We start from the raw sequence: 23,330 nt of genomic DNA on the forward strand, positions 1-23,330 counted from the left end.
CTGCGACAACTCTCCCTTTAAAATTAACCGCTTATCGATAAAATCGTTGACAGGCGGCGCTTGCATGAAAGATGTATGCGCCGAACTCCCTGGACCTCTCCAAATGGCTTTTACCGCGGATAATCTTGCAGCAGACGATCGCTTTCTCGCTGCCATCCTCCATTGCGCCGATCAGATGCTCGCCATCTATCGCGAGAGCCCGCGCATCGCTTCGATCTTCGCCGCGCAGCAGCGCTGGCTGATGGCCCATGCCGGCTTTGCGCTTCACTACGGTTATTCCGACGACGGGAAGAGCGGCGGCCTCTATTCCGGCCGCTTCATCGATTTTGCGGTCAGGAACAACATCGCCAGCCGCAACACGGCCGCGGCCTTCATGCAGGAAATGCTGGCCTATCGCTTCCTGCGACCGGTTCCCGGCCCCGATAAGCGCACACGCTACCTCGAGCCCACCGAAATCGCCGAGCAGCATTTCACCCGATGGCTCGTCGCCCATATGATGATCCTCGACAGCCTCGACGGCGGTGAGCGCGCCGATAAGATCACCGCCAACCCCTCGGCGATGATGGCAGCGATCCAGCCACCGATTGCGAGGGCGATCATAGGAAGTGAAGCGGTGCGTAATCCGGGCGCCACCTTCAACCTCTTCAACTGGGCAAATTCCGGCGGGCTGGTGATGGACTACCTGATCTCGCGCCTTCCCGAATTTCCAAGGACGGCGGACCGCGTCGTGCTTGGCCCTCTGTCGCTCAGGGAAATCCGCGAACAGTTCATGATCTCCAACACCCATCTGAAGCGGCTTCTGATGCAGGCAGCGACCATGGAGAGTATCGGCTGGACCGAACCCTCCCGCAAGGGCGACTTCTGGCTGTCGGCCCATTTCATCCGCGAATATTGGAATTATCAGGCGGCGAAATTCGCCATCATCGATGCCGCCGCCGAAGCGGTGCTCGGGCCTGCGGTCCGTGACGAACCGCAGGCAAGACGGGTTATCTGAGGCTTATCCGTTCAACAGTTCCTTGACGGTCGCCGATGCCTTGGCGAAATCCATCTGGCCGGCATAACGCTCCTTCAGCGCCGCCATTACCTTGCCCATGTCCTTGGCGCCCGCGGCACCGGTCTCGGCGATGATCGCCGAGACATTGGCGCGCACTTCGCCGTCCGAAAGCTGCTTCGGCATGAAATCCTGGATGACGATGATTTCGGCGCGCTCCTTGGCGGCAAGCTCCGGCCGGGAATTCTCCTCGTAGATCTTTGCCGATTCGTCACGCTGCTTCACCATTTTGGCGAGAATCTGCAGGATCTCGTCGTCGCTCGCCTGCTCCTTACCGGTGCCGCGGTTGGCGATATCGCGGTCCTTGACCGCGGCCTGAATCAGCCGGACGGTGGAAAGCCGCTCCGCATTCTTGGCCTTCATCGCCTCTTTCAGCTGGGTGGCGAGTTGATCGCGCAGCATGGTCTTCACTCCTGTTTTGATGCCGCTTCATAAACCACGCTGATGCGGCGGATCAAATAAATTGCGCGGTCAGCGCGATAAAGCGCAGGAAAACGGCCGCGATCTCGGCTACAAAGATTGACGCTAAGCGATTGCGTGGCTATTTACCGCCACCTGCACCAAAATTCGTGATCAGGCCTGAAGCGCGCGGCATTGCCGTGTCCACACGCCTGCGAAATCAAATGGCGACGAGCGCGACAACGCGCCCACCTGCCGGAAACGGGATGAAGATGACCGCGACAGCACCCTGGACAATCGAAAAGCCGACCGCCCTGCTCGTTCTTGCCGACGGCACGGTCATCGAAGGCAAGGGCATCGGCGCCACCGGCAAGGTGCCGGCCGAGGTGGTCTTCAACACGGCGCTTACCGGCTATGAGGAGATCCTGACGGACCCCTCCTATCTCGGCCAGATCGTCACCTTCACCTTCCCGCATATCGGCAATATCGGCACCAATGATGAAGACATCGAGGACCTGACGCCTGCCGCCCGCCACGGCGCCGTCGGCGTCATCTTCAAGGCCGACATCACTGAGCCCTCGAACTACCGCGCCGCCAAGCACCTCGACCAATGGTTGAAGGCTCGCGGCGTCATCGGTCTCTGCGGCATCGACACGCGCGCGCTGACCGCCTGGATCCGTGAGAACGGCGCTCCGAACGCGGTCATCGCCCACGATCCGAACGGTGTCTTCGACATCGAGACGCTGAAGGCCGAGGCTAAAGCCTGGAGCGGCCTTGAAGGTCTCGACCTCGCCAAGATCGCCTCGTCGGGCCAGTCCTCGCAATGGACCGAAACGCCGTGGGTGTGGAATGAAGGTTACGGTGAACTCAAGGCGACAGACGCGAAATACCACGTCGTCTGCCTCGATTACGGCGTCAAGCGCGGCATCCTGCGCCTGTTTGCCGGCCTCGACTGCAAAGTGACTGTCGTGCCGGCCGCAACGAGCGCCGAAGACGTGCTCGCCATGCAGCCGGACGGCATCTTCCTGTCGAACGGCCCGGGCGATCCGGCGGCAACCGGCGACTATGCCGTGCCTGTGATCAAGACACTGATCAAGACCGATATCCCGGTCTTCGGCATCTGCCTCGGCCACCAGATGCTGGGCCTGGCACTCGGCGCGAAGACCGAGAAGATGCATCAGGGCCATCACGGCGCCAACCACCCCGTCAAGGACCATACGACCGGCAAGGTCGAGATCGTCTCGATGAACCACGGCTTCGCGGTCGACTCGAAGTCGCTGCCGGATGGCGTTGAAGAGACTCATATTTCGCTTTTCGACGGCACCAATTGCGGCCTGCGCGTCCTCGGCAAGCAGGTCTTCTCCGTCCAGCACCATCCGGAAGCCTCTCCCGGTCCGCAGGACAGCCACTACCTCTTCCGCCGCTTCATCAACATGGTGCGCGAGAAGAAGGGCGAACCGGCGCTCGCCGAACGCTGATTTCTAGCGATTTCCGACCGCCAAGGTTGGCCTTTGACTTGTTGACAAACCTCACTCTTCGTCATCCTCGGCCCTGTGCCGAGGATCTGCCACATATCGACCGAAGGCAGATGCTCGGGACAAGCCCGAGCATGACGAAAGAGGAGTTGGCCGCTTTGTCAGTAGCCCAAAGGTTCGCCCAGGCGGGCCTTTTTCTTTATCCGCCTATTGACCTCAGCTTAACTTGAGGAATTACAGATCTGCCTGCAGACATCTGATGCAGGAGAAAACTGGATGAGCGGAGCTTTCTTTCGTGTAGACAAGTTCATCGTGCCGGCGGCGGCACGCGAGGAATTTCTCGTCAAAGTGATGATGACCCACAAGGTGTTGGAGGCGCAGGACGGTTTCATCGATCACAGGGTGCTGGAGCAGGTCGCCGGTCCGGGCGAATTCAATTTCGTCACGATTGCCGAATGGGAAAATACCGAAGTCGTCGAGCGCGCGCGGGCCGCCGTCGCTGCGGCCCACAGGGCCGCCAATTTCGATCCGCAGGAAATGTTTGCGCGTCTCGGCATTCACGCCGATATCGCCGGCTACAAGCCTGTCGCGGCCTGAAGGCGGAGGCGGCCGGCTCAGGCGTGGGCCAGTTCCGCCTCCCGGCGAAGGAGAAGGTAGAAGCGCGCGCAGAGCATGACGGCGGCGGCCGCCAGCCCGACGAGAAAGCCGAACCAGATGCCGATGCCACCGAAACCCAGCGGGAAGGCAAAGGCCCAGGCGAGGAAGAAGCCGATCGGCCAATAGGCGATCAACGCCATGATCATCGGCACGCGTGCGTCCTTGAGGCCACGCAGCAATCCATTGGCGATCACCTGCAGCCCGTCGACAAGCTGGAAAAGCCCGGCAACGACGATCAACGGCCCGGCATAGGCAAGTACCTCAGGCGCCTCGGGCGAGTTGACGTCGAGGAACCAGCTGCCGAGGAATTGCGGCATGGAGGCAAAGAGCACGCTGCCCACCGCCGAAATGGCGCAGGCGAGGATGAGCACGGTGATCGAAGCGCGCACCAGCCCCTGATAATCGCCCTGCCCGTGGGCGACACCGACGCGCACCGTTGCCGCCTGGCTGAGGCCGAGCGGAATCATGAATGCGATCGAGGCCCATTGCAGGGCAATGCCATGAGCCGCAAGCTCGATGGTGCCGATATAGCCCATCAGCAGCGAAGCCACCGTGAACAGGCTGACCTCGGCAAGGATGGTGACGCTGATCGGGAAACCGAGCCGGATGACCTCCAGCAGCGCGTGCCAGTCGGGTTTCCAGAACCGCACGAAGATCTCGTAGCGCCGCGTCTCTTCGCGCCGCTGCACGAAAGCCAGGATGAAGAGGAAGCCGGCCGTCTGCACGGCGACCGAAACGATCGCCGCGCCCTCGAGCCCCATCGCCGGAAAGCCGAAATGGCCGAGCACGAGGATATAGGCGAAGATCGCGTTCATCACCAGCGTGGCGATGGTGACGTTGAGGATGATGCCAGCCTTGCCGATGGCGCTGACGAGCGAGCGCATGACGTTGAAGAGCAGCGCCGGCAGCACGCCGAACTGGCCGATCATGATGTAGCCGTGGGCGAGCTTGGCCACCTCGGGCTTCTGCTGTGCGAAGAGGAGGACCTGCTCCGAATTGAAGAAGGCCGGCTGCATGATGACCCAGTATGCGATCACCACCCACAGGCCCATGCGCAGCGACCGTCGCACCGAGACGAGGTCGCCGCGGCCATAGGCCTGCGCCACCATCGGAATGACGGCGATGGCAAAGCCCGAGCCGAAGATCAGGATCGTGAACAGGAACTGCGCCGCAAGCACCATTGCCGCAAGATGCTCGGCGCCGAGGCGGCCGACGATCATCACATCGGTGGTGTTGATGCCGAGCTGGGCAAGCTGCGCGCCGATCAGCGGAATGCCGAGCGCCAGCGTGGCACGGAAATGTGCGCCCCAACGATTATCGTTTGTCGGCGCAAGCCTGCGCGCGTCGATCGGCGTGTCCATGACACCAGTCCTGTGATTGAAATATGCGTCGCCGCAGCTTGCGGCGAAATATCATCCGGGCTTAGATCAAAGCCCTGCAAAGAACTACCCCAAATGAGGCAGATGATGAAAAATTCATCATCGCATCAGCGTTTCTGATCGATCAACCGGCCGCTTCCAGCGCCTCGGCCGGCTCACGGGCCCGGACCCGCAGCAGGAACACACCGGCGGCCACCAGGATGAACAGCGCGGCGGCAAGATAGGGTGCGCCGGCAAAAGTGACAGGCGCCTCAGGCCGCGTGAAATAGGAAAACATCTGGGTGAAGATCAGCGGCCCGACAATGGTGGTGATGCTGCTGAGGCTGGTAAGCGCGCCCTGCAGCTCACCCTGCGCCGAAGGCGGCACCATGCCGGCGGCGATGCTGCGCAGCGGCGGGTCGGCGACGTTTTCGATGACGGTCGCGACGATGACGACGTAAACCACCCAGCCCTCCCAGGCGAAGGCATAGCCGGTCAATCCTGCAGCTGAAAAGCAGAGACCGAGAAGAGCGGTTTTCCACTCGCCGAGCACCGGCACGATCCGCGGCAGGACCAGCCCCATGACGAGCGCGGCGCCGATGCCATAAATGCCGAGCGACAGGCCAATCTGCCCCTCGCTCCAGCCGTAGCGATAGGTCGAGACGAACGCCCAGACCGAGGGATAGACGGCATGCGCCAGGAAGAACAGAAACATAACGAGGCTGACCCAGCCGATGCCGGGATAATGGCGCATCTGGCGCAAAGCGCCGAGCGGGTTGGCGCGTTTCCACTCGAACCGGCGGCGGTTCTTCGCCTCCAGCGTCTCCGGCAGCAGGAAGCAGGCGGCGATGAAATTGACAAGCGATAGCGCGGCCGCGCCGAGGAATGGCACACGCGGGCCGAATTCGCCGAGGACACCGCCGACGACAGGGCCGATGGTGAAACCGACGCCGAAGGCGATACCGATCAGCCCGAAATTCTTCGCCCGGTTCTCCTCCGTGCTGATATCGGCAATATAGGCTGAGCAGGTGGCGAAACTGCCGCCGCTGATGCCGGCAAGCACACGGCCGACGAACAGCATCCAGAAGCTGGTGGCGATGCCGCAGATGAAATTATCGATCGCAAAGGTTAGCACCGAAAGCAAAAGGATCGGCCGGCGGCCGAAACGGTCGGACAGGTTTCCGAGCAGCGGCGCGAACAGGAATTGCATGCCGGCATAGACCAGCATCAGCCAGCCGCCGTCGATCGCCGCATCGCTGACGCTGCCACCGGTCAGCTGCTCCAGATAGGCGGGCAGCACCGGCATGATGATGGCGATGCCGATAATGTCGAGGAAAAGGATGATGAAGACCAGGAAAAGGCCGCGGCGAACGAATTTGGGGTCAAGCATGAGGCATCTCTACAGCGGTTGGTTCTGAAAAGACGATCTCGTCGCCGAGAAAGTGACATAGCTCAGAAAAGAAACCGAAACAATCCGTGAACATTTCAAAGTTTTTGATAATGTTCAACGGGAAATTTATGGGAGGCCTCAACCGGTGGGCGCACGCTGTTGTTCCAGCTTCCGAAAATCGCCAGCCGCCCAGCGGATCGCCGGGGGATGCGTTCCCTTGCAATCGCCGCGACGGCATCCAGATCAGAAGACAAGACCGGTCATTGTGCATTTCCCCGCACAGCCTGTTCGATGCTGTCCAATTATCGCCCGAATGCGAAAGCGGTAGAACGGCGTCCGGCAACGCCACTCGGCGCGGATGCCCGATCCGGCCGCGCGGCGCAAATGAAGGAGAAGACAATGCAGACCTATCGTTTGGGAAAGACCGGACCCGATGTCTCGGCCATCGGCCTCGGCTGCATGGGCATGTCGGGCATGTACGGCCCCTCCGATCGCGCAGAAAGCATCGCGACGATCCATGCCGCGCTCGATGCCGGCATCAACCTGCTCGACACCGGCGATTTCTACGGGATGGGCCATAACGAAATGCTGATCGGCGAGGCATTGAAGGGTCGCAGGCGCGAAAACGCCGTCATCAGCGTCAAATTCGGCGGCCTGCGCGATCCCGTCGGCGGCTGGAGCGGCATCGACGCCCGCCCGGTCGCGGTGAAGAACTTCCTCAGCTATACGCTGCAGCGCCTCGGCGTCGACTATATCGACATCTACCGCCCCGCTCGCCTCGATCCGAACGTGCCGATCGAGGACACGGTCGGCGCCATCGCCGACATGGTCAAGGCAGGTTATGTCAGGCATATCGGCCTGTCGGAAGTCGGCGCCGACACGATCCGCCGCGCCGCCACTGTCGCCCCGATCGTCGACCTGCAGATCGAATATTCGCTGATCTCGCGCGGCATTGAGGAGAAGATCCTGCCGACGACACGCGAACTCGGCATTTCGATCACCGCCTACGGCGTGCTCTCGCGCGGCCTGATCAGCGGCCACTGGCAAAAGGGCCAGGGTGGGACGGCCGGCGATTTTCGCGCCTACAGCCCGCGCTTCCAGGAAGGCAATATCGAGCAGAACCTCGCTCTGGTGGAGAAGCTGCGCGAGATCGCCCAGGCAAAGAGCGTCTCGGTCGCCCAGATCGCCATCGCCTGGGTCGCCGCCAAGGGCAAGGACATCGTCCCGATCATCGGCGCCCGCCGCCGCGACCGGTTGACCGAGGCGCTCGGCTCACGCGCCATCGACCTGTCGCCAGAAGATTTCGCCATCATCGAACACGCCGTGCCGAAAGACGCGGCCGTGGGTGGGCGTTATCCCGAGCATATGCTGCAGCATATGGACAGCGAGAAGTAAGCAAGGGATGGAAGGGGCGGCGATGTGCTTTGTGCCGTGCGCGCCCCTCCTCTCTCCTCAAATTGGGCCGGAGAACGTATCGCAGGCCGACAGCTGGCCGCTGTCGAAACCGCGCTTGAACCATCTGACCCGCTGCTCCGAGGTACCGTGGTTGAAGCTTTCCGGGACGACGTAACCCTGTGACCGCTTCTGCAGCGAATCGTCACCAATCTGCTGGGCTGCGTTCAGCGCTTCCTCCAGATCGCCTGACTCAAGTAGGCCCTTCTGCTGGGTATATTTGCCCCAGATGCCGGCAAAGCAATCGGCCTGCAGCTCGACGCGCACCGACATCTTGTTGGCGTCGGCCTCGCTCATGCGCTGGCGGGCCTGGTTGAACTTCGGCAGGATGCCGAGCAGGTTCTGCACGTGATGGCCGACCTCATGAGCTACGACATAGGCCTCGGCGAAATCACCCGACGCGCCGAAGCGGTCGGAAAGCTCCTGGAAGAATTCGGTATCGAGATAGACCTTGTGGTCGCTCGGGCAGTAGAACGGGCCTGTTGCAGATGATGCGGAGCCGCAGGCCGATGCCGTCGAGCCCGAGAACAGCACGAGACGCGGCTCTTCGTAATTTTGGCCCTGCGCCTGGAAGATGCCCTTCCAGGTATCCTCGGTCTCGGCAAGGACGGTGCGCATGAATGCGGTCATCTCGTCGTTGGCGGGCGTGCGTGTTCCGCCTGACTGGCTCTGCTCGTAGCCAGGACCGCTTGTCGTGCCGCCGGTATCGAGCATCTGCAGCAGATCAATGCCCATCATCTTGAAGATGAAATAGATGACGATGAGGAAGACGATCGTGCCGATGCTGAGGCCGCCACCGGCGCGGCGAACACCGCCGCCGGAAGGAAAGTTGAAGCCGCCGCCGCGGCCGAAACCGCCGCCGGTCGGATCGCTGCGGCGATCCTCGATATTGTCGGACTGACGCCGGCCTTTCCATTCCATCTTCGCTCTCCCCGGCAATGCCTGTGCTTGCGCTCAAGGAGTTATATATCCGTCGGCCGCCGGAATTCCAGCGACTTCATCGGGCAATCAGGCGCCCGCGTCGGCGACGCAGCGCGATTGCGATGAGCATCGAGCCGATCACCGCCGCAGCAAGGACAGCCGGCCATTCCGCGCCGGTGAAGATGACCGCATGCATGATCCGGCCAGGCACGAAAGTGAACAGGCCGGCAAGGACGATGCCGCCGAAATAAAGGCCGGCGACGATGCGCTTGTGCAGACGGATATCGCCGCGGCGGGCCGCCGCGATCGCGTTCCAGCTGCCGACCAGCGTTGCGATCGACAGAAGATGGATCGGACTGAACCCGTAGAAGAGATCGAGCTCATGAATGAAAAAGCTCGATATCGCCGTCATGACCATCAGCGCCATCCAGATCCTGCCGAGCAGCCGGTGCAGCGGCGTGCCCTTGGGGCGCAGCAGGATATAGGCGCCGAGAAGTGCCGCCGGTGTAACAGCGGCGACATGGATCTGAACGGCGAACGGGGCATCGAGGAGCGGTTCGAGGGTCATCAGCGGCATCCGGTTGAATTCGATCGCTCTTTCCGCCAAGACTGCATCTGCCTCAATCCGAACCGCGCGAACGGCAGGAAAACTTCGTGATTCACCTCTTCTTGCAATCCACGCTTCGCGAATTGCAGGTCTTTCTCCACTCCCGGCGTTTCTGGGGAACCTTTGCCGCGATCGTCCTGCTCTTTGCCGTCACCGGCCCCTACGGCACGATGGAAAACATGGCCTTCGGCGAACGCCTCGCCTATTGGCTGAGCCTGCATGCCCTTGCCTGGGTGATCGCCATCCTCTGCGCGGTTGCGGCCGAAAGACTGCTGCGGGGATTGATCGTTTCCATGTTCGCCCGGATGATGGCGGGTTCGCTCATAGCCGCCCTGCCGATCGGTTTTGCCATCGGCCTCGTCGACTATGTCTTCACCGGCGAAGCGACCACGCTCGAAAGCGGCCTGCAGCGCGCGCTTTTTGCGGTGCCGCTCTGCGCCCTCTTCTGCCTTTTGACCTACATGGCGATGAGCCAGAAAATCGCCGAAGCCGCAGCGCCTCAGGAAACCAGCCCCGGCGCCTCGATCCTCGACCGGCTGAAGCCTGAGAATCGTGGCTCGCTGCTGCGCCTTTCCGTTCAGGACCACTATACCGAGGTGGTGACCAGCCGCGGGCGCGAACTGGTGCTCTTACGTTTCGCCGATGCGCTTAGGGAAACCGCCGCGACGCCGGGCCTTCGCGTCCATCGCTCGCACTGGGTGGCCGACGCCCATGTCGAAAGCTTGAAGCGCGACAATGGCAGGCTGCTGATCCTCACCCGCGACGGCAAGGCAATCCCGGTCAGCCGTAGCTATGCCGGGGAAGTGCGCCGCCGCTTCACGTAAAGAAGGCGCGCCAAGCGCTTGACAGGACTCCCGTTTACGCTCTTCCGGAAGCAGGGCGGCGGCGAAATCCGGGTGGCGGTCGTGTCTGACGGGAAATAGCCCTTCGCGCCGTGTTGGATTCCTGTCGATTCCGCGATTTATGGGGTTCCGTTTGCAAATACATTTGCCTATAAGCCGCTTCTAGCCTGAAAAGACCCAGCATGCGCGACCCGACCCGGTGATCTCCCACCCTGGCCGGTTTTCTGCGCAGCCAGAAAACGGAAGCACCCATGCCGAAGCGCCAAGACATCAAATCGATCCTTATCATCGGCGCGGGACCGATCGTCATCGGCCAGGCTTGCGAGTTCGACTATTCCGGCACCCAAGCCTGCAAGGCGCTGAAGGAGGAAGGCTACCGCGTCATCCTCGTCAACTCCAACCCGGCGACGATCATGACCGATCCGGGTCTTGCCGACGCCACCTATGTCGAGCCGATTACCCCCGAAGTCGTCGCCAAGATCATCGCCAAGGAGCGCCCGGATGCGCTGCTGCCGACCATGGGCGGCCAGACGGCGCTGAACACGGCGCTTTCGCTGAAGCGCATGGGCGTGCTCGACCGCTACAATGTCGAGATGATCGGCGCCAAGCCCGCCGCCATCGACATGGCCGAGGACCGCGCGCTGTTTCGCGAGGCGATGGCCCGTATCGGCCTCGAAACCCCGCGCTCGATGCTGGCGAACGCCACCGACATCAAGGACCTCGACCGCAAGACGCACGAGGCCGAGCGCATCAAGCTGCGCGAAAGCCTCTCCGGATCCGACCTCGACAAGGCGCTGGACGAGCTGGAAAACCAGTGGAACCTCGGCGAGAGCGACCGCAAGCAGCGTTACATGAGCCATGCCATGGCAATTGCCGCCCAGGCGATCGACCATGTCGGTCTGCCCGCCATCATCCGTCCCTCCTTCACGCTCGGCGGCACTGGCGGCGGCATCGCCTACAACCGCTCGGAATTCTTCGAGATCGTCGGCGGCGGCCTCGATGCCTCGCCGACCACCGAAGTGCTGGTCGAAGAATCGGTGCTAGGTTGGAAGGAATATGAAATGGAGGTCGTCCGCGACAAGGCGGACAACTGCATCATCATCTGCTCGATCGAGAACATCGACCCGATGGGCGTCCATACTGGCGATTCGATCACCGTCGCGCCGGCGCTGACGCTGACGGACAAGGAATACCAGATCATGCGCAACGCCTCGATCGCGGTGCTGCGCGAGATTGGGGTCGAGACCGGCGGCTCGAACGTCCAGTTCGCCGTCAATCCGAAGGACGGCCGTCTCGTCGTCATCGAAATGAACCCGCGTGTTTCGCGCTCGTCGGCGCTCGCCTCCAAGGCCACCGGTTTCCCGATCGCCAAGATCGCCGCCAAGCTGGCGATCGGCTATACGCTCGACGAACTGGATAACGACATCACCGGCGGCGCAACGCCTGCCTCCTTCGAACCGTCGATCGACTACGTCGTCACCAAGATCCCGCGTTTCGCCTTCGAGAAATTCCCCGGCGCCTCGCCGGTGCTGACGACCGCGATGAAATCGGTCGGTGAAGTCATGGCGATCGGCCGCACCTTTGCCGAATCGCTGCAGAAGGCACTGCGTGGCTTGGAAACCGGCCTGACGGGCCTCGACGAGATCGAGATCCCCGGCTTCGAAGAGGGCGAATCCAGCCAGAACGCTATCCGCGCCGCAATCGGCACACCGACGCCCGATCGCCTGCGCATGGTCGCCCAGGCGCTACGCCAGGGCATGAGCGAAGCTGAAGTCCACGAAGGCTGCAAGATCGATCCCTGGTTCATCGCTGAACTGAAGGCGATCGTCGAGATGGAGGCCCGCATCCGCGAGCACGGCCTGCCGCAGGATGCCACAAACCTGCGCATGCTGAAGGCCATGGGCTTCTCCGACGCGCGCCTGGCGACGCTGACCGGCAAGCGCCCGAAGGAAGTCGCCGAATTCCGTAACAAGCTGAATGTCCGCCCCGTCTTCAAGCGCATCGACACCTGTGCGGCCGAATTCGCCTCGCCGACCGCCTACATGTATTCGACCTATGAGACGCCTTTCGTCGGCGCCGCCCGCTCCGAGGCTGAAGTCTCCGACCGCAAGAAGGTTGTCATCCTCGGCGGTGGCCCGAACCGCATCGGCCAGGGCATCGAGTTCGATTATTGCTGCTGCCACGCTGCCTTCGCCTTGAAGGATGCGGGTTATGAAGCGATCATGATCAACTGCAACCCGGAAACCGTTTCGACCGACTACGATACCTCGGACCGCCTCTATTTCGAGCCACTGACGGCCGAGGACGTGATCGAGATCCTGCGGGCAGAACAGGAAAAGGGCGAAGTCGTCGGCGTCATCGTCCAGTTCGGCGGCCAGACGCCGCTGAAGCTTGCCGAGGCGCTGGAAAAGAACGGCATCCCGATCCTCGGTACCGCGCCTGACATGATCGACCTTGCCGAGGACCGCGACCGCTTCCAGAAGCTGTTGATGAAGCTCGACCTCAACCAGCCGAACAACGGCATCGCCTATTCGGTTGAGCAGGCCCGCATGGTCGCCACCGAAATCGGCTTCCCGCTGGTCGTGCGTCCCTCTTACGTGCTCGGCGGCCGCGCCATGCAGATCCTGCATTCGGAAGGACAATTGCAGAGCTACCTGCTCGATACCGTGCCTGAACTGGTACCTGAGGATATCAAGCAGCGCTATCCCAACGACAAGACCGGCCAGATCAACACCCTGCTCGGCAAGAACCCGCTGCTCTTCGACAGCTACCTCAGCCACGCCATCGAAGTCGATGTCGACTGCCTCTCGGACGGCACCGACGTCTATGTCGCCGGCATCATGGAGCATATCGAGGAAGCCGGCATCCATTCCGGCGACAGCGCCTGCTCGCTGCCGCCGCGCACGCTCTCCAACGAGATGCTAGACGAGCTGGAGCGCCAGGCCAAGGCGATGGCCAAAGCCCTCAATGTCGGCGGCCTGATGAACGTCCAGTTCGCCATCAAGGACGATGTCGTCTACGTGCTCGAAGTCAATCCGCGCGCCTCGCGCACCGTGCCCTTCGTCGCAAAGACCATCGGCGCGCCGATCGCCAAGATCGCCGCCCGCGTCATGGCCGGCGAGAAACTCGATGCCACCTTCGCCGCCTACGGCGAAAAGCCCGATCCGCGCAAGCTGAAGCACATCGCCGTCAAGGAAGCCGTCTTCCCCTTCGCCCGCTTCCCCGGCGTCGACACGCTGCTCGGCCCGGAAATGCGCTCGACCGGTGAAGTCATCGGCCTCGATACCGATTTTGCGCTGGCCTTCGCCAAGTCGCAGCTCGGCGCCGGCGTCGAGCTGCCGCGTGACGGGACGGTCTTTGTCTCCGTCCGCGACGCGGACAAGCCGCGCGTGCTGCCGGCGATCCACATCCTCGTCGAGCAGGGCTTCAAAGTGCTGGCAACCGGCGGCACCGCCCGCTTCCTCGGCGAAAACGGCATCACCGCCACGAAGATCAACAAGGTGCTCGAAGGCCGTCCGCACATCGAGGACGCAATCCGCAACCGCCAGGTCCAGCTCGTCATCAACACCACCGATGGCAACAAGGCGATCTCGGACTCCAAGTCGTTGCGCCGTGCGACGCTGATGCAGAAGGTGCCTTACTACACGACGATGGCAGGCGCCGAGGCCGCCGCCCAGGCGATCAAGGCGCTGAAAGCCGGCAATCTGGAAGTGCGGCCGTTGCAGAGCTACTTCGCCTGAGATACGGAACGCCATCGCTAGATCAGCGATGGCACCTGCCTTGCCATTGGGCATCGCCGGAGGCTTCTGAATCAGTTTATGCAACTGCCAGCATAAGGCGCTGAACTGTCAGCATATCTTCGCGAAATCGTGCCAGTTCCTCCGCTTTCAGCCGCTCGTCGGGAATACGCAGCAGATAGGATGGATGCACCGTTACGAAGAGCGTTCGCCTCTCGTCGATCGCGATCGCTTTCCCCCTGACGTCCTGCAGCCGATGTTTCGTGTCGGTCAGCGCCGAAAGCGCCGTCGCCCCCATCGCAACCACCAGCTTCGGCTTGATCAGCGCCATCTCCAGATTGAGCCACCAGCGGCAGTGCTTCACCTCACCCATATTGGGCTTCTGATGGATGCGACGTTTGCCGCGCGGCTCATATTTGAAATGCTTGACGGCATTAGTGACGTAAAGCGTTGAGCGGTCGATGCCCGCTTCACTGATCACTTGATCGAGAAGCCTGCCGGCGGGACCGACGAAGGGGCGCCCTGATATATCCTCCTGGTCGCCCGGCTGTTCGCCGACGAACATCACCTCGGCATCGCGCGGCCCCTCCCCGAATACGGTTTGCGTCGCCTTCGCATGAAGCGGACAGCGGGTGCAGGCGGCAGCTTCCGCGCCCAGTGCTTCCAGCGTGCCCGCCGGCGCTTCGGGTTCAGCTGGAATGCTGCGTGCGGCTTCCTGCAGGCGATCGTGAAAGGGCAACGATTGGGTCGCCTCCCGGGCAGCCATGGCCCGCACCTTGCTCTCCGCCGATGCGATCAGCCCAGGGATGAGATCGGCTTCCGGCAGGTTCTTCCAGTATTTTTTCGGCATCTCCGCCTGCATCGTCTTCAACTTCAACCGCGCCGGATTGAAAATGCTGGCGTAGTAAGTGCGCCAGAGGTCATCGGTAGCATCTGTGAGATTGGGTTTTTCACACGGTTCGTCGCTCATCGTCAGCCGCTCGCCGTCCCAGGCGGCCGATCCCTTGGGCGTCGCGATCAGCCAGTCCATGTCGGTGAAGCGCCGTTGGAAGAAGGGCGCTGTGCGCCCGACGATATGGTGATCTGGCTCGAACCAGGCGAGGAATTTTCGACGGCCCGCCGACACCGCACCAACCTCCTTGAAGCGGACGAAGGCCGTCATCTTGTGCGCGTCGCGTCGAACGTTTTTCGCCATCAGCCTGGCACGGGCGACATCCTCGTCGGAGGCCACTTCAAGCAGTTGCCGGTCCAGCTGCCGCCGCCAGAGCAGCCGGTAAAGCAGGGAAAAGCGCGCCGGGTCGGAATGGCAGAGAACTGTCTCCGCGAGCTCGAGGAAGGCGGGCGGCACCGTCATCGGCTTGCGTGCTGCGGCAGACGGAGGCGGCATGGCGTCGTGTTGAAACGCAAAACCCGGCTCAGCGCGTTTTTCGCGCCACTCGATCTCTTCCGGCAGGATGCCGGCAGCCGCGAAAGCGCGCGCGGCGTCACGCCATTCGGCAAGCTCCCCGCGTCCTGAAAGCACGACCCGGCGCATCACAGCAACGACAATTGTTCGGGTTTCGGTTCGAACATGGCGCGAAGGTCGGGGCGCTCGATCAATCGCCGCGGCGACCAGCCGTCCGCCGAGATGAAGGATTGGACTTTCTTGATCGAAATGCCGAGCCGCGAAAGATCGTCCAACCGAAGGCGGCGAAAACGACGGGCCGAAACGATCGCTTTGACTGTCTTGGTGCCGAGGCCGGGCACACGCAGCAACCGTTCACGCTCGGCCTTGTTGATATCGACGGGGAACTCGGCCCGGTTGGCGAGCGCCCAGGCAAGTTTGGGGTCGAGGGTGAGATCGAGCATGCCATCCGCCTGGTTCGCGGTGATCTCGTCGATGCCGAAACCGTAGAATCGATAGAGCCAGTCAGCCTGGTAGAGCCGGTGTTCCCGCATCAGCGGCGGCTTGATCAGCGGCAGGTTTTTCGACGAGTCCGGGATCGGGCTGAAGGCGGAATAGTAGACGCGCCTCAGCCCGTAGCTGCTGTAAAGCCGGCCACTGGTCGCAAGGATCGTCGCATCGTTCGCGCCATCGGCGCCGACGATCATCTGTGTGCTCTGGCCGGCCGGCACGAAACGCTGACGCTTCTTCGTCTGCAGCGTCGGTTCGCCGGCGGCCTCGATCTTCAGCCTAAGGTCCCCCATCGATCGCCGGATATTGGCAGGCTTCTTTTCCGGCGCGAAACGGGTGATGCCGTGATCGGTCGGCAGCTCGATATTGAGCGACAGCCTGTCGGCATGAAGCCCCGCTTCCTCGATCAGACGCGGCGATGCTTCAGGGATCGACTTCAGATGGATATAGCCGCGGAAGTTATGCGTCACACGCAGTTCGCGGACGATGCGAACCATCTCTTCCATTGTGTAATCGGACGAACGAATGATGCCGGAGGAAAGGAACAGGCCCTCGATATAGTTGCGGCGATAGAATTCCAGCGTCAGCCAGATGACCTCCTCGGGCGTAAAGCGCGCCCGTTCGACATTGCTCGACGAGCGATTGACGCAATAGGCGCAGTCGTAGATGCAGAAATTGGTCAGCAGTATTTTCAAAAGCGAAATGCACCGCCCGTCCGGGGCATAGGCATGACAGATGCCGGATCCCTCGGTCGAACCGAGCCCGCCACTTGCGCGGGAATCACGTTTCACCGTGCCGCTGGAAGCGCAGGAAGCGTCATATTTCGCGGCATCGGAAAGGATGGCCAAGCGTTCTGTTAGCGACTTCTTCATTAGTATGTTCACTATATGTTCCTGCGCCTGAAGTCAATCGGAGCGATCCGATTTCTGCCCATTTTCAAGCTGCATCACCGGCTGTTGGAGCAGGCCGCGTTTCTTTCATGCGAATTTTCTGGAAATCGGGCTTGGCGATCTGCTATAAGCGTCCGACTAAGATTGTGGCACGGTTCCGAAGCTCCCCTTCGGGACCTGTTTTCTTTTGTGTTCGCCGCTGATTATGCGGATACAAGGAGTGAAGGACAGAAAAATGGTTGAAAAGGTACCGATGACACCGGGCGGTTTCGTCAAGCTGCAGGAAGAGCTGCGCTGGCGTCAGCAGGAGGAGCGTCCCCGAATCATCGAGGCGATCGCCGAAGCCCGTGCCCATGGCGACCTTTCCGAAAACGCCGAATACCACGCCGCCAAGGAAGCCCAGAGCCATAATGAAGGCCGCATCAGCGAGCTGGAAGACTTGACGGCGCGCGCCGAGGTCATCGACCTCACCAAGATGTCGGGCGACAAGATCAAGTTCGGCGCCAAGGTGAAGCTCATCGACGAGGACACCGACGAAGAAAAGACCTATCAGATCGTCGGCGACCAGGAAGCCGACGTCAAGGCCGGCCGCATCTCCATCTCCTCGCCGATCGCCCGCGCGCTGATCGGAAAGGAAGTCGGCGATTCCATCGAGGTCAATGCGCCGGGTGGCTCCAAGGCCTACGAAATCCTCCAGGTTTCCTGGGGCTGATCGCCCGCCAGCCGCGAGACCCCTCCCTTGCCTGATATCCGTGACGTCGAGATCATTGCGCCCAATTTCAAGCGCCGGCTCTCCGGCGTCACGTCAACTATCGTTCAGCTCATCCCATGCCAGATCCGGCTCGGTATCAAGATCGCGACACTCGGCCCCGGCCTGCCGGACGGCCTGCCGAAACTCAAGGGACGGCAGCTCCTCGGCCTCTCGCGCCCACCGGCGCGCCGGCGCCACCGTGTCTGGCACGCTCGCCGCAACAACGAGATGGCTGTCGGCATCCTGCTGCGCCATCTGTTGCGCATGCCGCTGAAGCTTCTCTTCACCTCGGCCGCGCAACGCCGGCACACCGCCTATACGAAATGGCTGATCCGTCGCATGGACGCTGTCATCGCGACCAGCGATCGATCCGGCTCGTTCCTCGAGGTGCCGCACACGGTGATCCAGCACGGAGTCGACCTTGCCCTGTTCCACCCGCCGGAAACTGCAGAGGACGGCATCGCCGCCACCGGCCTGCCCGGCCGCCATCTCGTCGGCTGCTTCGGCCGTGTGCGCCATCAGAAAGGCACCGATCTTTTCGTCAGGGCGATGATCGATCTGCTGCCGCAGCATACTGAGTGGACGGCGATCGTCTCCGGCCGGGTGACGGCCGAACACACAGCATTTGGCGACAAACTTAAGGCGGATGTCGCGGCCGCCGGGCTCAGCGACCGTATCCTCTTCCTCGGCGAAGTGCCTGACATCAAGGTCTGGTATCGCCGGCTGACGCTTTACGTCGCCCCTTCCCGCAATGAAGGCTTCGGCCTGACGCCGCTCGAAGCCATGGCCTCGCGCACCGCGGTGGTGGCATCGGATGCGGGTGCCTATGCCGAGCTCCTCGTCACGGGCGAGACGGGTTCGGTCGTCGCCGCCGGCGATGGCGAGGCGCTGACGCGGGCAATCGCGCCCTATATCGCAGATCCCGCGCTGGCGCTCGCCCATGGCGAGAATGCGCTGCGGCATGTCAGAGCGAATTTCGCGCTGGAGAAGGAAGCGAGCGCGATCGGCGCCATTTACAACAGCCTTCTCGGCGACAATCGCAGCTGAGGTAGAAAAGAGAAACGGCCCGTTGGATGACGGGCCGTTGCAAGAATTTTAGGACTGCGGACAGTTCGGTCAGTTATTCAGCCGGCTGAAGCCCGGCAGCGGGAGCACTCTCGCCAGTCTGGCCGCCCAGCGCCGCAGCAAGCTGCGCCGTATCCAGCTCATTTTCCCAACGTGCCACGACGATCGTCGCCACGGCATTGCCGACGAGGTTGGTCAGCGCCCGGCATTCCGACATGAATCGGTCGATGCCGAGGATGAGCGCCATGCCGGCGACCGGCACGGAGGGAACGACGGAGAGCGTCGCGGCAAGCGTGATGAAGCCGGCGCCGGTGATGCCTGCGGCACCCTTGGAGCTCAGCATCGCCACCAAGAGCAGCAGGATCTGGTCACCCCAGGAGAGGTGGATGCCGGTTGCCTGGGCAATGAACAGGGCCGCCAGCGTCATGTAGATGTTGGTGCCGTCGAGGTTAAAGGAATAGCCTGTCGGAATGACGAGGCCGACGACCGAGCGCTTGCAGCCGGCCTTCTCCATCTTGTTCATCAGCCCCGGAAGGGCGGCCTCCGAAGACGAGGTGCCGAGGACCAGCAACAGTTCTTCCTTGATGTAGCGCAGCAGCGCCACGATCGAGAAGCCGTTGTAGCGGGCGACAGCACCGAGAACAACGAGGACGAAGAGCAGAGATGTGAGGTAGAAGGTGCCGATCAGCATGGCGAGGTTGGCAATCGATCCGACGCCGTACTTGCCGATGGTGAATGCCATGGCGCCGAAGGCACCGATCGGGGCAGCCTTCATCAAGATGGCGACGAGCTTGAACACGGGCGCCGTCAGGGCGTTAAGGAAGTTGACGACTGGTTCGCTCTTTTCGCCAACCATGGCGAGCGCGATGCCGAAGAGCACCGAGAAGAACAGCACCTGCAGAATATCGCCATCGGCAAAGGCGCCGACGATCGTCGTCGGGATGATGTTGGTCAGGAAACCGACGATGCTCTGCTCATGCGCCTTTGCAGCGTAGCCGGCGACGGCGGCCGGATCCAGCGAGGCAGGATCGATGTTCATGCCGGCGCCGGGCTGGACGACATTGGCGACGATCAGGCCAATGATGAGCGCCAATGTCGAGAATGTCAGGAAGTAGAGCATCGCCTTACCGGCGACGCGGCCGACCTTCTGCAGGTCGCTCATGCCGGCAATGCCGGTCGCAACCGTCAGGAAGATGACGGGGGCGATGATCATCTTGACGAGCTTGATAAAGGCATCGCCGAGCGGCTTCAGCTGGGTGCCGAATTCAGGATAGAAATGGCCGAGAAGGATACCCGCGGCGATAGCCGCGAGAACCTGGACGTAAAGATGGCTATAAAAGGGCTTCTTGCCCTTGCTGTCTGCGACTGCATCGAGTGGTGCTGCGATCATGATGTCCTCCTAATGGCTCGTCCGGAACACACTCCGGCCTCCCGAGCCGTTCGCTTCAAGTCCAACAGCTCAGCCGTTGTTGCCACCTCCTTCGCAATCGGCGTGCCAGTTTTACGCCACCACCCAACATATTGAATTTATTAAGGAAAAATTTACAGGACTGCTGATAACTAATTAAGCAATGCGGAAATCCGCACAAATCCATTTGCGTTTCGTGCAGAAAAATGCACAGATCCGCCATGTCCGTGTCGCAGAAATTGTGGCCTTCCCTACCCGTGCAACACCGCATCCGCCGGATGTGGTGGGCCTATGCCGCGCTCGCCCTCGTCGCTGTCGTCGCAAGCCTGTGGACCAGCGGCGAGATCGGCCGGCACCGGGCGGAGGCTGCCCTCGAGGAACAGGCCCGCATGGATGCGAGGCTGAATGCGGCGTTGCTGCGCACGGTTCTTGAAAAATACCGGGCGCTTCCCTTCGTGCTGTCGCAAGATACCGCAATCGCCGCGGCACTGGCAGGTAGCGATGTCGGCACGTTCGACCGACTCAGTCAGAAGCTGGAAATGCTGGCAGCGGGCACCAAGGCCGCCGTCATCTATGTCATCGACAAGGACGGCATGGCGGTTTCGGCCAGCAACTGGCGCGAACCGACGAGCTTCGTCGGCAATGACTACCGCTTCCGGGAGTATTTTCAGGGGGCCGTCGAACGAGGACAGGCCGAGCACTTTGCGCTCGGCACGGTCAGCAAGAAACCGGGTCTCTATATCTCCCAGCGGATTTCGGGCAGCAACGGCTTGCTGGGTGTCGTTGTAGTCAAGGTCGAATTCGACGATGTCGAGGCGGATTGGAACGCCTCGGGGACCCCGTCCTACGTCGTTGACGAGCGCGGCATTGTCCTCATAACCAGTCTTCCGTCATGGCGGTTCATGACGATCGGCCGGATCGCCGAAGACCGGCTGACAGCGATCCGCGAAAGCCTTCAATTCGGCGCTGCGCCGCTTCAGCCTCTACCGCTCGACCCCATCAGGAACCTCGGCGACAGCCTTGATGTCGTTGAGATCGTCATGCCCGGCGATGCAGGGAAAACCAGGTTTCTCGATGTCGGGATGCCGGTTCCCGCAACTGGATGGCAGTTACAGCATCTCGTGGCGCTCGGGCCATCCGTCGATGCGGGAATTCGCGAATCCCGCATGCTGGCATTGCTCATACTCCTGCCCCTGCTGGCCGGAGCAGCCTTCCTGTTGCGCCGCCGCCATGCGATCACCCTGCGGATCTCTCGAGAACAGCAAGCGCGGGAGGAACTGGAACGGCGTGTGAGCGAGCGCACACTGGATCTCAGCCAGGCGCGGGATCGGCTGCAGGCTGAAATCATCGGCCACAAGAGCACGGAGCAGAAATTGCAGGCGGTGCAACAGGATCTGGTGCAGGCCAACCGGTTGGCCATCCTGGGTCAGGTGGCCGCCGGCGTTGCCCATGAGATCAACCAGCCGGTGGCGACCATCCGTGCCTATGCCGATAATGCCCGCACCTTCCTCGATCGCGGCCAGACGGCTCCTGCCGGCGAAAATCTCGAAAGCATCGCGGCGCTCACGGAGCGCATAGGTTCGATCACCGAGGAGCTGAAGACCTTTGCCCGCAAAGGCCGGGGCAGCGCCGAACCAACCGGATTGAAGGACGTCATCGAGGGGGCGGTGATGTTGTTGCGCAGCCGGTTTGCCGGCCGCATGGATACGCTCGACATCGACCTGCCGCCCGACGAACTGCAGGTGATGGGAAACCGGATCCGCCTCGAGCAGGTGCTCATCAACCTGCTTCAGAATGCCCTGGAGGCGGTGGCACCGAAGGCCGGAGAGGGTCGCGTCGAGATCAGAACATCAACCGATGCGGGGATGGTAACGGTGACGGTCGCCGACAACGGCCCCGGCATTCCGCCTGATATTCGCAAAGGCTTGTTCACGCCGTTCAATACCTCGAAGGAAAGCGGTCTCGGCCTCGGCTTGGTGATCTCCAAGGATATCGTCGGCGACTACGGCGGCCGGATGGAGGTTGCAAGCGACAGCGGCGGAACCCGGTTCATCGTTCAGCTGAGGAAGGCTTGAGGTCATGGACGCACTGATGCCCGTTGCGCTGATCGACGACGACAAGGACCTTCGCCGCGCCACCGCCCAGACGCTCGAACTCGCCGGATTTTCCGTTTCCGCCTATGACGGTGCGAAAGCTGCGCTGGCGGACCTGCCGGCGGACTTTGCCGGCCCCGTCGTCACCGATATCCGCATGCCGGAGATCGACGGACTGCAGCTCTTTGCCACGCTGCAGGGCATGGATGTCGACCTGCCGGTGATATTGATGACCGGCCACGGCGATATTCCCATGGCAGTTCAGGCGATCCAGGACGGCGCCTATGATTTCATCGCCAAGCCCTTCGCAGCCGATCGGCTCGTGCAGAGCGTGCGTCGCGCAAGCGAGAAGCGGCGGCTTGTTCTGGAAAACCGCATGCTGCGGAAGGCAGCCGAAGATGCGCAGGAGAATTTGCCCCTGATCGGCCAGACGCCTGTCATGGAAAACCTCAGAAACATTCTTCGCCACATCGCCGATACCGATGTGGACGTGCTCGTCGCCGGCGAAACGGGCAGTGGCAAGGAAGTGGTTGCCCAGCTCCTGCATCAGTGGAGCCACCGCCGGAAGGGCAATTTCGTGGCGCTGAACTGTGGCGCCCTGCCCGAAACCGTCATCGAAAGCGAACTGTTCGGCCACGAGGCCGGCGCCTTCACCGGTGCCCAGAAGCGCCGCACGGGACGCATCGAACATGCAAGCGGCGGCACGCTGTTCCTCGACGAAATCGAAAGCATGCCGGCTGCCACGCAGGTCAAGATGCTGAGGGTGCTGGAGATGCGCGAGATCACGCCGCTCGGCACCAATGAGGTGCGTCCTGTCGACCTTCGCGTCGTCGCGGCTGCCAAGATCGATCTCGGGGATCCCTCGGTGCGCGGCGATTTTCGCGAGGATCTCTATTACAGGCTGAATGTCGTGACGATCTCCATTCCGCCGCTGAGAGAACGCCGCGACGATATTCCGCTGCTGTTTTCCCACTTCGCCGCTCGCGCCGCGGAGCGCTTCCGTCGCGATGCCCCGCCGCTTTCACCTGATGTGCGGCGGCATCTCGCCTCGCACACATGGCCGGGCAATGTCCGCGAGCTCTCACATTATGCCGAGCGCGTGGTGCTTGGCGTAGAAGGCGGAGGAGCGGCAGCGGCCCCTCCGCAGCCGACAGGCGAGACACTTCCGGAACGGCTGGAACGCTACGAGGCGGAAATCATTCGCGACGCGCTGTCGGCCAACGACGGCGACGTCCGCCGCACCATCGAGGCGCTCGGCATTCCGAGAAAGACGTTTTACGACAAGCTCCAGCGCCACGGCATCAATCGGGGCGGCTATATTTCGCGCAAGTAGTTGGCGA

The 23,330-nt window shown here is 62.0% G+C and carries 18 protein-coding genes; 10 read left to right on the top strand and 8 right to left on the bottom strand.

Features of this window, described 5'->3' with window-relative positions; translation table 11 throughout:
• Nucleotides 1-103: 103 nt before the first annotated feature.
• Nucleotides 104-994, top strand: coding sequence for a hypothetical protein (locus tag AC245Y_RS15420; protein WP_012758385.1), 891 nt, complete (start codon nucleotides 104-106; stop codon nucleotides 992-994).
• Between the two features lie 3 nt (nucleotides 995-997).
• On the opposite strand, the gene AC245Y_RS15425 is transcribed toward AC245Y_RS15420, so the two are convergent.
• Nucleotides 998-1,453 (bottom strand): GatB/YqeY domain-containing protein, encoded by a 456-nt coding sequence (locus AC245Y_RS15425; RefSeq protein ID WP_012758386.1) that lies wholly within the window; start codon nucleotides 1,451-1,453, stop codon nucleotides 998-1,000.
• Between the two features lie 269 nt (nucleotides 1,454-1,722).
• Between AC245Y_RS15425 and carA the strand changes: the two genes are divergently transcribed.
• The gene (carA, locus tag AC245Y_RS15430) at nucleotides 1,723-2,928 is read left to right on the top strand and encodes a glutamine-hydrolyzing carbamoyl-phosphate synthase small subunit (protein WP_032996682.1); all 1,206 of its coding nucleotides are present in this window, start codon (nucleotides 1,723-1,725) and stop codon (nucleotides 2,926-2,928) included.
• Nucleotides 2,929-3,201: 273 nt separating this feature from the next.
• Nucleotides 3,202-3,522 (top strand): antibiotic biosynthesis monooxygenase family protein, encoded by a 321-nt coding sequence (locus AC245Y_RS15435; protein ID WP_012758388.1) that lies wholly within the window; start codon nucleotides 3,202-3,204, stop codon nucleotides 3,520-3,522.
• Between the two features lie 17 nt (nucleotides 3,523-3,539).
• Here the strand turns inward: AC245Y_RS15435 and AC245Y_RS15440 are convergent, their stop codons facing one another.
• Both AC245Y_RS15440 and AC245Y_RS15445 read right to left on the bottom strand, forming a co-directional pair.
• Entirely contained in the window at nucleotides 3,540-4,943 is a 1,404-nt protein-coding gene (locus tag AC245Y_RS15440; protein ID WP_012758389.1) for an MATE family efflux transporter, read from the bottom strand.
• 142 nt (nucleotides 4,944-5,085) lie between these two features.
• Nucleotides 5,086-6,330: a TCR/Tet family MFS transporter gene (locus AC245Y_RS15445; RefSeq protein ID WP_012758390.1), complete on the bottom strand. Its 1,245-nt coding sequence runs from the start codon at nucleotides 6,328-6,330 to the stop codon at nucleotides 5,086-5,088.
• A 399-nt stretch (nucleotides 6,331-6,729) separates the two neighbouring features.
• On the opposite strand from AC245Y_RS15445, the gene AC245Y_RS15450 reads away from it, so the two are divergent.
• Complete coding sequence (locus AC245Y_RS15450; RefSeq protein WP_026157431.1) at nucleotides 6,730-7,725, top strand: aldo/keto reductase; 996 nt, start codon at nucleotides 6,730-6,732, stop codon at nucleotides 7,723-7,725.
• A gap of 57 nt (nucleotides 7,726-7,782) precedes the next feature.
• On the opposite strand, the gene ypfJ is transcribed toward AC245Y_RS15450, so the two are convergent.
• Together ypfJ and AC245Y_RS15460 are read right to left on the bottom strand one after the other, a co-directional pair.
• Complete coding sequence (ypfJ, locus tag AC245Y_RS15455) at nucleotides 7,783-8,703, bottom strand: KPN_02809 family neutral zinc metallopeptidase (RefSeq protein WP_017994779.1); 921 nt, start codon at nucleotides 8,701-8,703, stop codon at nucleotides 7,783-7,785.
• Between the two features lie 76 nt (nucleotides 8,704-8,779).
• The gene (locus AC245Y_RS15460) at nucleotides 8,780-9,310 is read right to left on the bottom strand and encodes a DUF2306 domain-containing protein (RefSeq protein WP_017994780.1); all 531 of its coding nucleotides are present in this window, start codon (nucleotides 9,308-9,310) and stop codon (nucleotides 8,780-8,782) included.
• 47 nt (nucleotides 9,311-9,357) lie between these two features.
• Between AC245Y_RS15460 and AC245Y_RS15465 the strand changes: the two genes are divergently transcribed.
• Nucleotides 9,358-10,134, top strand: a complete 777-nt coding sequence (locus AC245Y_RS15465; RefSeq protein ID WP_012758394.1) for a LytTR family DNA-binding domain-containing protein — start codon at nucleotides 9,358-9,360, stop codon at nucleotides 10,132-10,134.
• Nucleotides 10,135-10,403: 269 nt separating this feature from the next.
• Nucleotides 10,404-13,892, top strand: coding sequence for a carbamoyl-phosphate synthase large subunit (gene carB, locus AC245Y_RS15470; protein ID WP_012758395.1), 3,489 nt, complete (start codon nucleotides 10,404-10,406; stop codon nucleotides 13,890-13,892).
• A gap of 76 nt (nucleotides 13,893-13,968) precedes the next feature.
• Here carB and AC245Y_RS15475 read toward each other — a convergent pair whose 3' ends face one another.
• Both AC245Y_RS15475 and AC245Y_RS15480 read right to left on the bottom strand, forming a co-directional pair.
• A complete protein-coding gene (locus tag AC245Y_RS15475; RefSeq protein WP_017994781.1) occupies nucleotides 13,969-15,423 on the bottom strand; it encodes a UdgX family uracil-DNA binding protein in 1,455 nt (484 codons plus the stop codon).
• On the bottom strand, nucleotides 15,423-16,655 hold the full coding sequence (locus AC245Y_RS15480) for a putative DNA modification/repair radical SAM protein (protein ID WP_017994782.1): 1,233 nt from the start codon (nucleotides 16,653-16,655) through the stop codon (nucleotides 15,423-15,425). The genes AC245Y_RS15475 and AC245Y_RS15480 overlap by 1 nt, the downstream gene beginning before the upstream one ends.
• Before the next feature lie 253 nt (nucleotides 16,656-16,908).
• On the opposite strand from AC245Y_RS15480, the gene greA reads away from it, so the two are divergent.
• On the top strand, nucleotides 16,909-17,385 hold the full coding sequence (gene greA / locus AC245Y_RS15485; RefSeq protein WP_012758398.1) for a transcription elongation factor GreA: 477 nt from the start codon (nucleotides 16,909-16,911) through the stop codon (nucleotides 17,383-17,385).
• Between the two features lie 27 nt (nucleotides 17,386-17,412).
• Nucleotides 17,413-18,471, top strand: coding sequence for a glycosyltransferase family 4 protein (locus tag AC245Y_RS15490; protein WP_017994783.1), 1,059 nt, complete (start codon nucleotides 17,413-17,415; stop codon nucleotides 18,469-18,471).
• A gap of 73 nt (nucleotides 18,472-18,544) precedes the next feature.
• Here AC245Y_RS15490 and AC245Y_RS15495 read toward each other — a convergent pair whose 3' ends face one another.
• Nucleotides 18,545-19,879: a dicarboxylate/amino acid:cation symporter gene (locus AC245Y_RS15495; RefSeq protein WP_012758400.1), complete on the bottom strand. Its 1,335-nt coding sequence runs from the start codon at nucleotides 19,877-19,879 to the stop codon at nucleotides 18,545-18,547.
• A 224-nt stretch (nucleotides 19,880-20,103) separates the two neighbouring features.
• Between AC245Y_RS15495 and AC245Y_RS15500 the strand changes: the two genes are divergently transcribed.
• Both AC245Y_RS15500 and AC245Y_RS15505 read left to right on the top strand, forming a co-directional pair.
• Nucleotides 20,104-21,972, top strand: a complete 1,869-nt coding sequence (locus tag AC245Y_RS15500; RefSeq protein WP_017994784.1) for a sensor histidine kinase — start codon at nucleotides 20,104-20,106, stop codon at nucleotides 21,970-21,972.
• A 4-nt stretch (nucleotides 21,973-21,976) separates the two neighbouring features.
• Complete coding sequence (locus tag AC245Y_RS15505; protein ID WP_017994785.1) at nucleotides 21,977-23,323, top strand: sigma-54-dependent transcriptional regulator; 1,347 nt, start codon at nucleotides 21,977-21,979, stop codon at nucleotides 23,321-23,323.
• Nucleotides 23,324-23,330 lie beyond the last annotated feature (7 nt).

Source organism: Rhizobium sp. SRDI943, assembly GCF_057653695.1.

Excerpts from the sequence above, each read along its gene's own strand:
- AC245Y_RS15420 (WP_012758385.1), top strand. The coding sequence starts at position 104 with ATGGCTTTTACCGCGGATAATCTTGCAGCAGACGATCGCTTTCTCGCT.
- AC245Y_RS15425 (WP_012758386.1), bottom strand. The coding sequence starts at position 1,453 with ATGCTGCGCGATCAACTCGCCACCCAGCTGAAAGAGGCGATGAAGGCC.
- carA (WP_032996682.1), top strand. The coding sequence starts at position 1,723 with ATGACCGCGACAGCACCCTGGACAATCGAAAAGCCGACCGCCCTGCTC.
- AC245Y_RS15435 (WP_012758388.1), top strand. The coding sequence starts at position 3,202 with ATGAGCGGAGCTTTCTTTCGTGTAGACAAGTTCATCGTGCCGGCGGCG.
- AC245Y_RS15440 (WP_012758389.1), bottom strand. The coding sequence starts at position 4,943 with ATGGACACGCCGATCGACGCGCGCAGGCTTGCGCCGACAAACGATAAT.
- AC245Y_RS15445 (WP_012758390.1), bottom strand. The coding sequence starts at position 6,330 with ATGCTTGACCCCAAATTCGTTCGCCGCGGCCTTTTCCTGGTCTTCATC.
- AC245Y_RS15450 (WP_026157431.1), top strand. The coding sequence starts at position 6,730 with ATGCAGACCTATCGTTTGGGAAAGACCGGACCCGATGTCTCGGCCATC.
- ypfJ (WP_017994779.1), bottom strand. The coding sequence starts at position 8,703 with ATGGAATGGAAAGGCCGGCGTCAGTCCGACAATATCGAGGATCGCCGC.
- carB (WP_012758395.1), top strand. The coding sequence starts at position 10,404 with ATGCCGAAGCGCCAAGACATCAAATCGATCCTTATCATCGGCGCGGGA.
- AC245Y_RS15475 (WP_017994781.1), bottom strand. The coding sequence starts at position 15,423 with ATGCGCCGGGTCGTGCTTTCAGGACGCGGGGAGCTTGCCGAATGGCGT.
- AC245Y_RS15480 (WP_017994782.1), bottom strand. The coding sequence starts at position 16,655 with ATGAAGAAGTCGCTAACAGAACGCTTGGCCATCCTTTCCGATGCCGCG.
- greA (WP_012758398.1), top strand. The coding sequence starts at position 16,909 with ATGGTTGAAAAGGTACCGATGACACCGGGCGGTTTCGTCAAGCTGCAG.
- AC245Y_RS15495 (WP_012758400.1), bottom strand. The coding sequence starts at position 19,879 with ATGATCGCAGCACCACTCGATGCAGTCGCAGACAGCAAGGGCAAGAAG.
- AC245Y_RS15500 (WP_017994784.1), top strand. The coding sequence starts at position 20,104 with ATGCACAGATCCGCCATGTCCGTGTCGCAGAAATTGTGGCCTTCCCTA.
- AC245Y_RS15505 (WP_017994785.1), top strand. The coding sequence starts at position 21,977 with ATGGACGCACTGATGCCCGTTGCGCTGATCGACGACGACAAGGACCTT.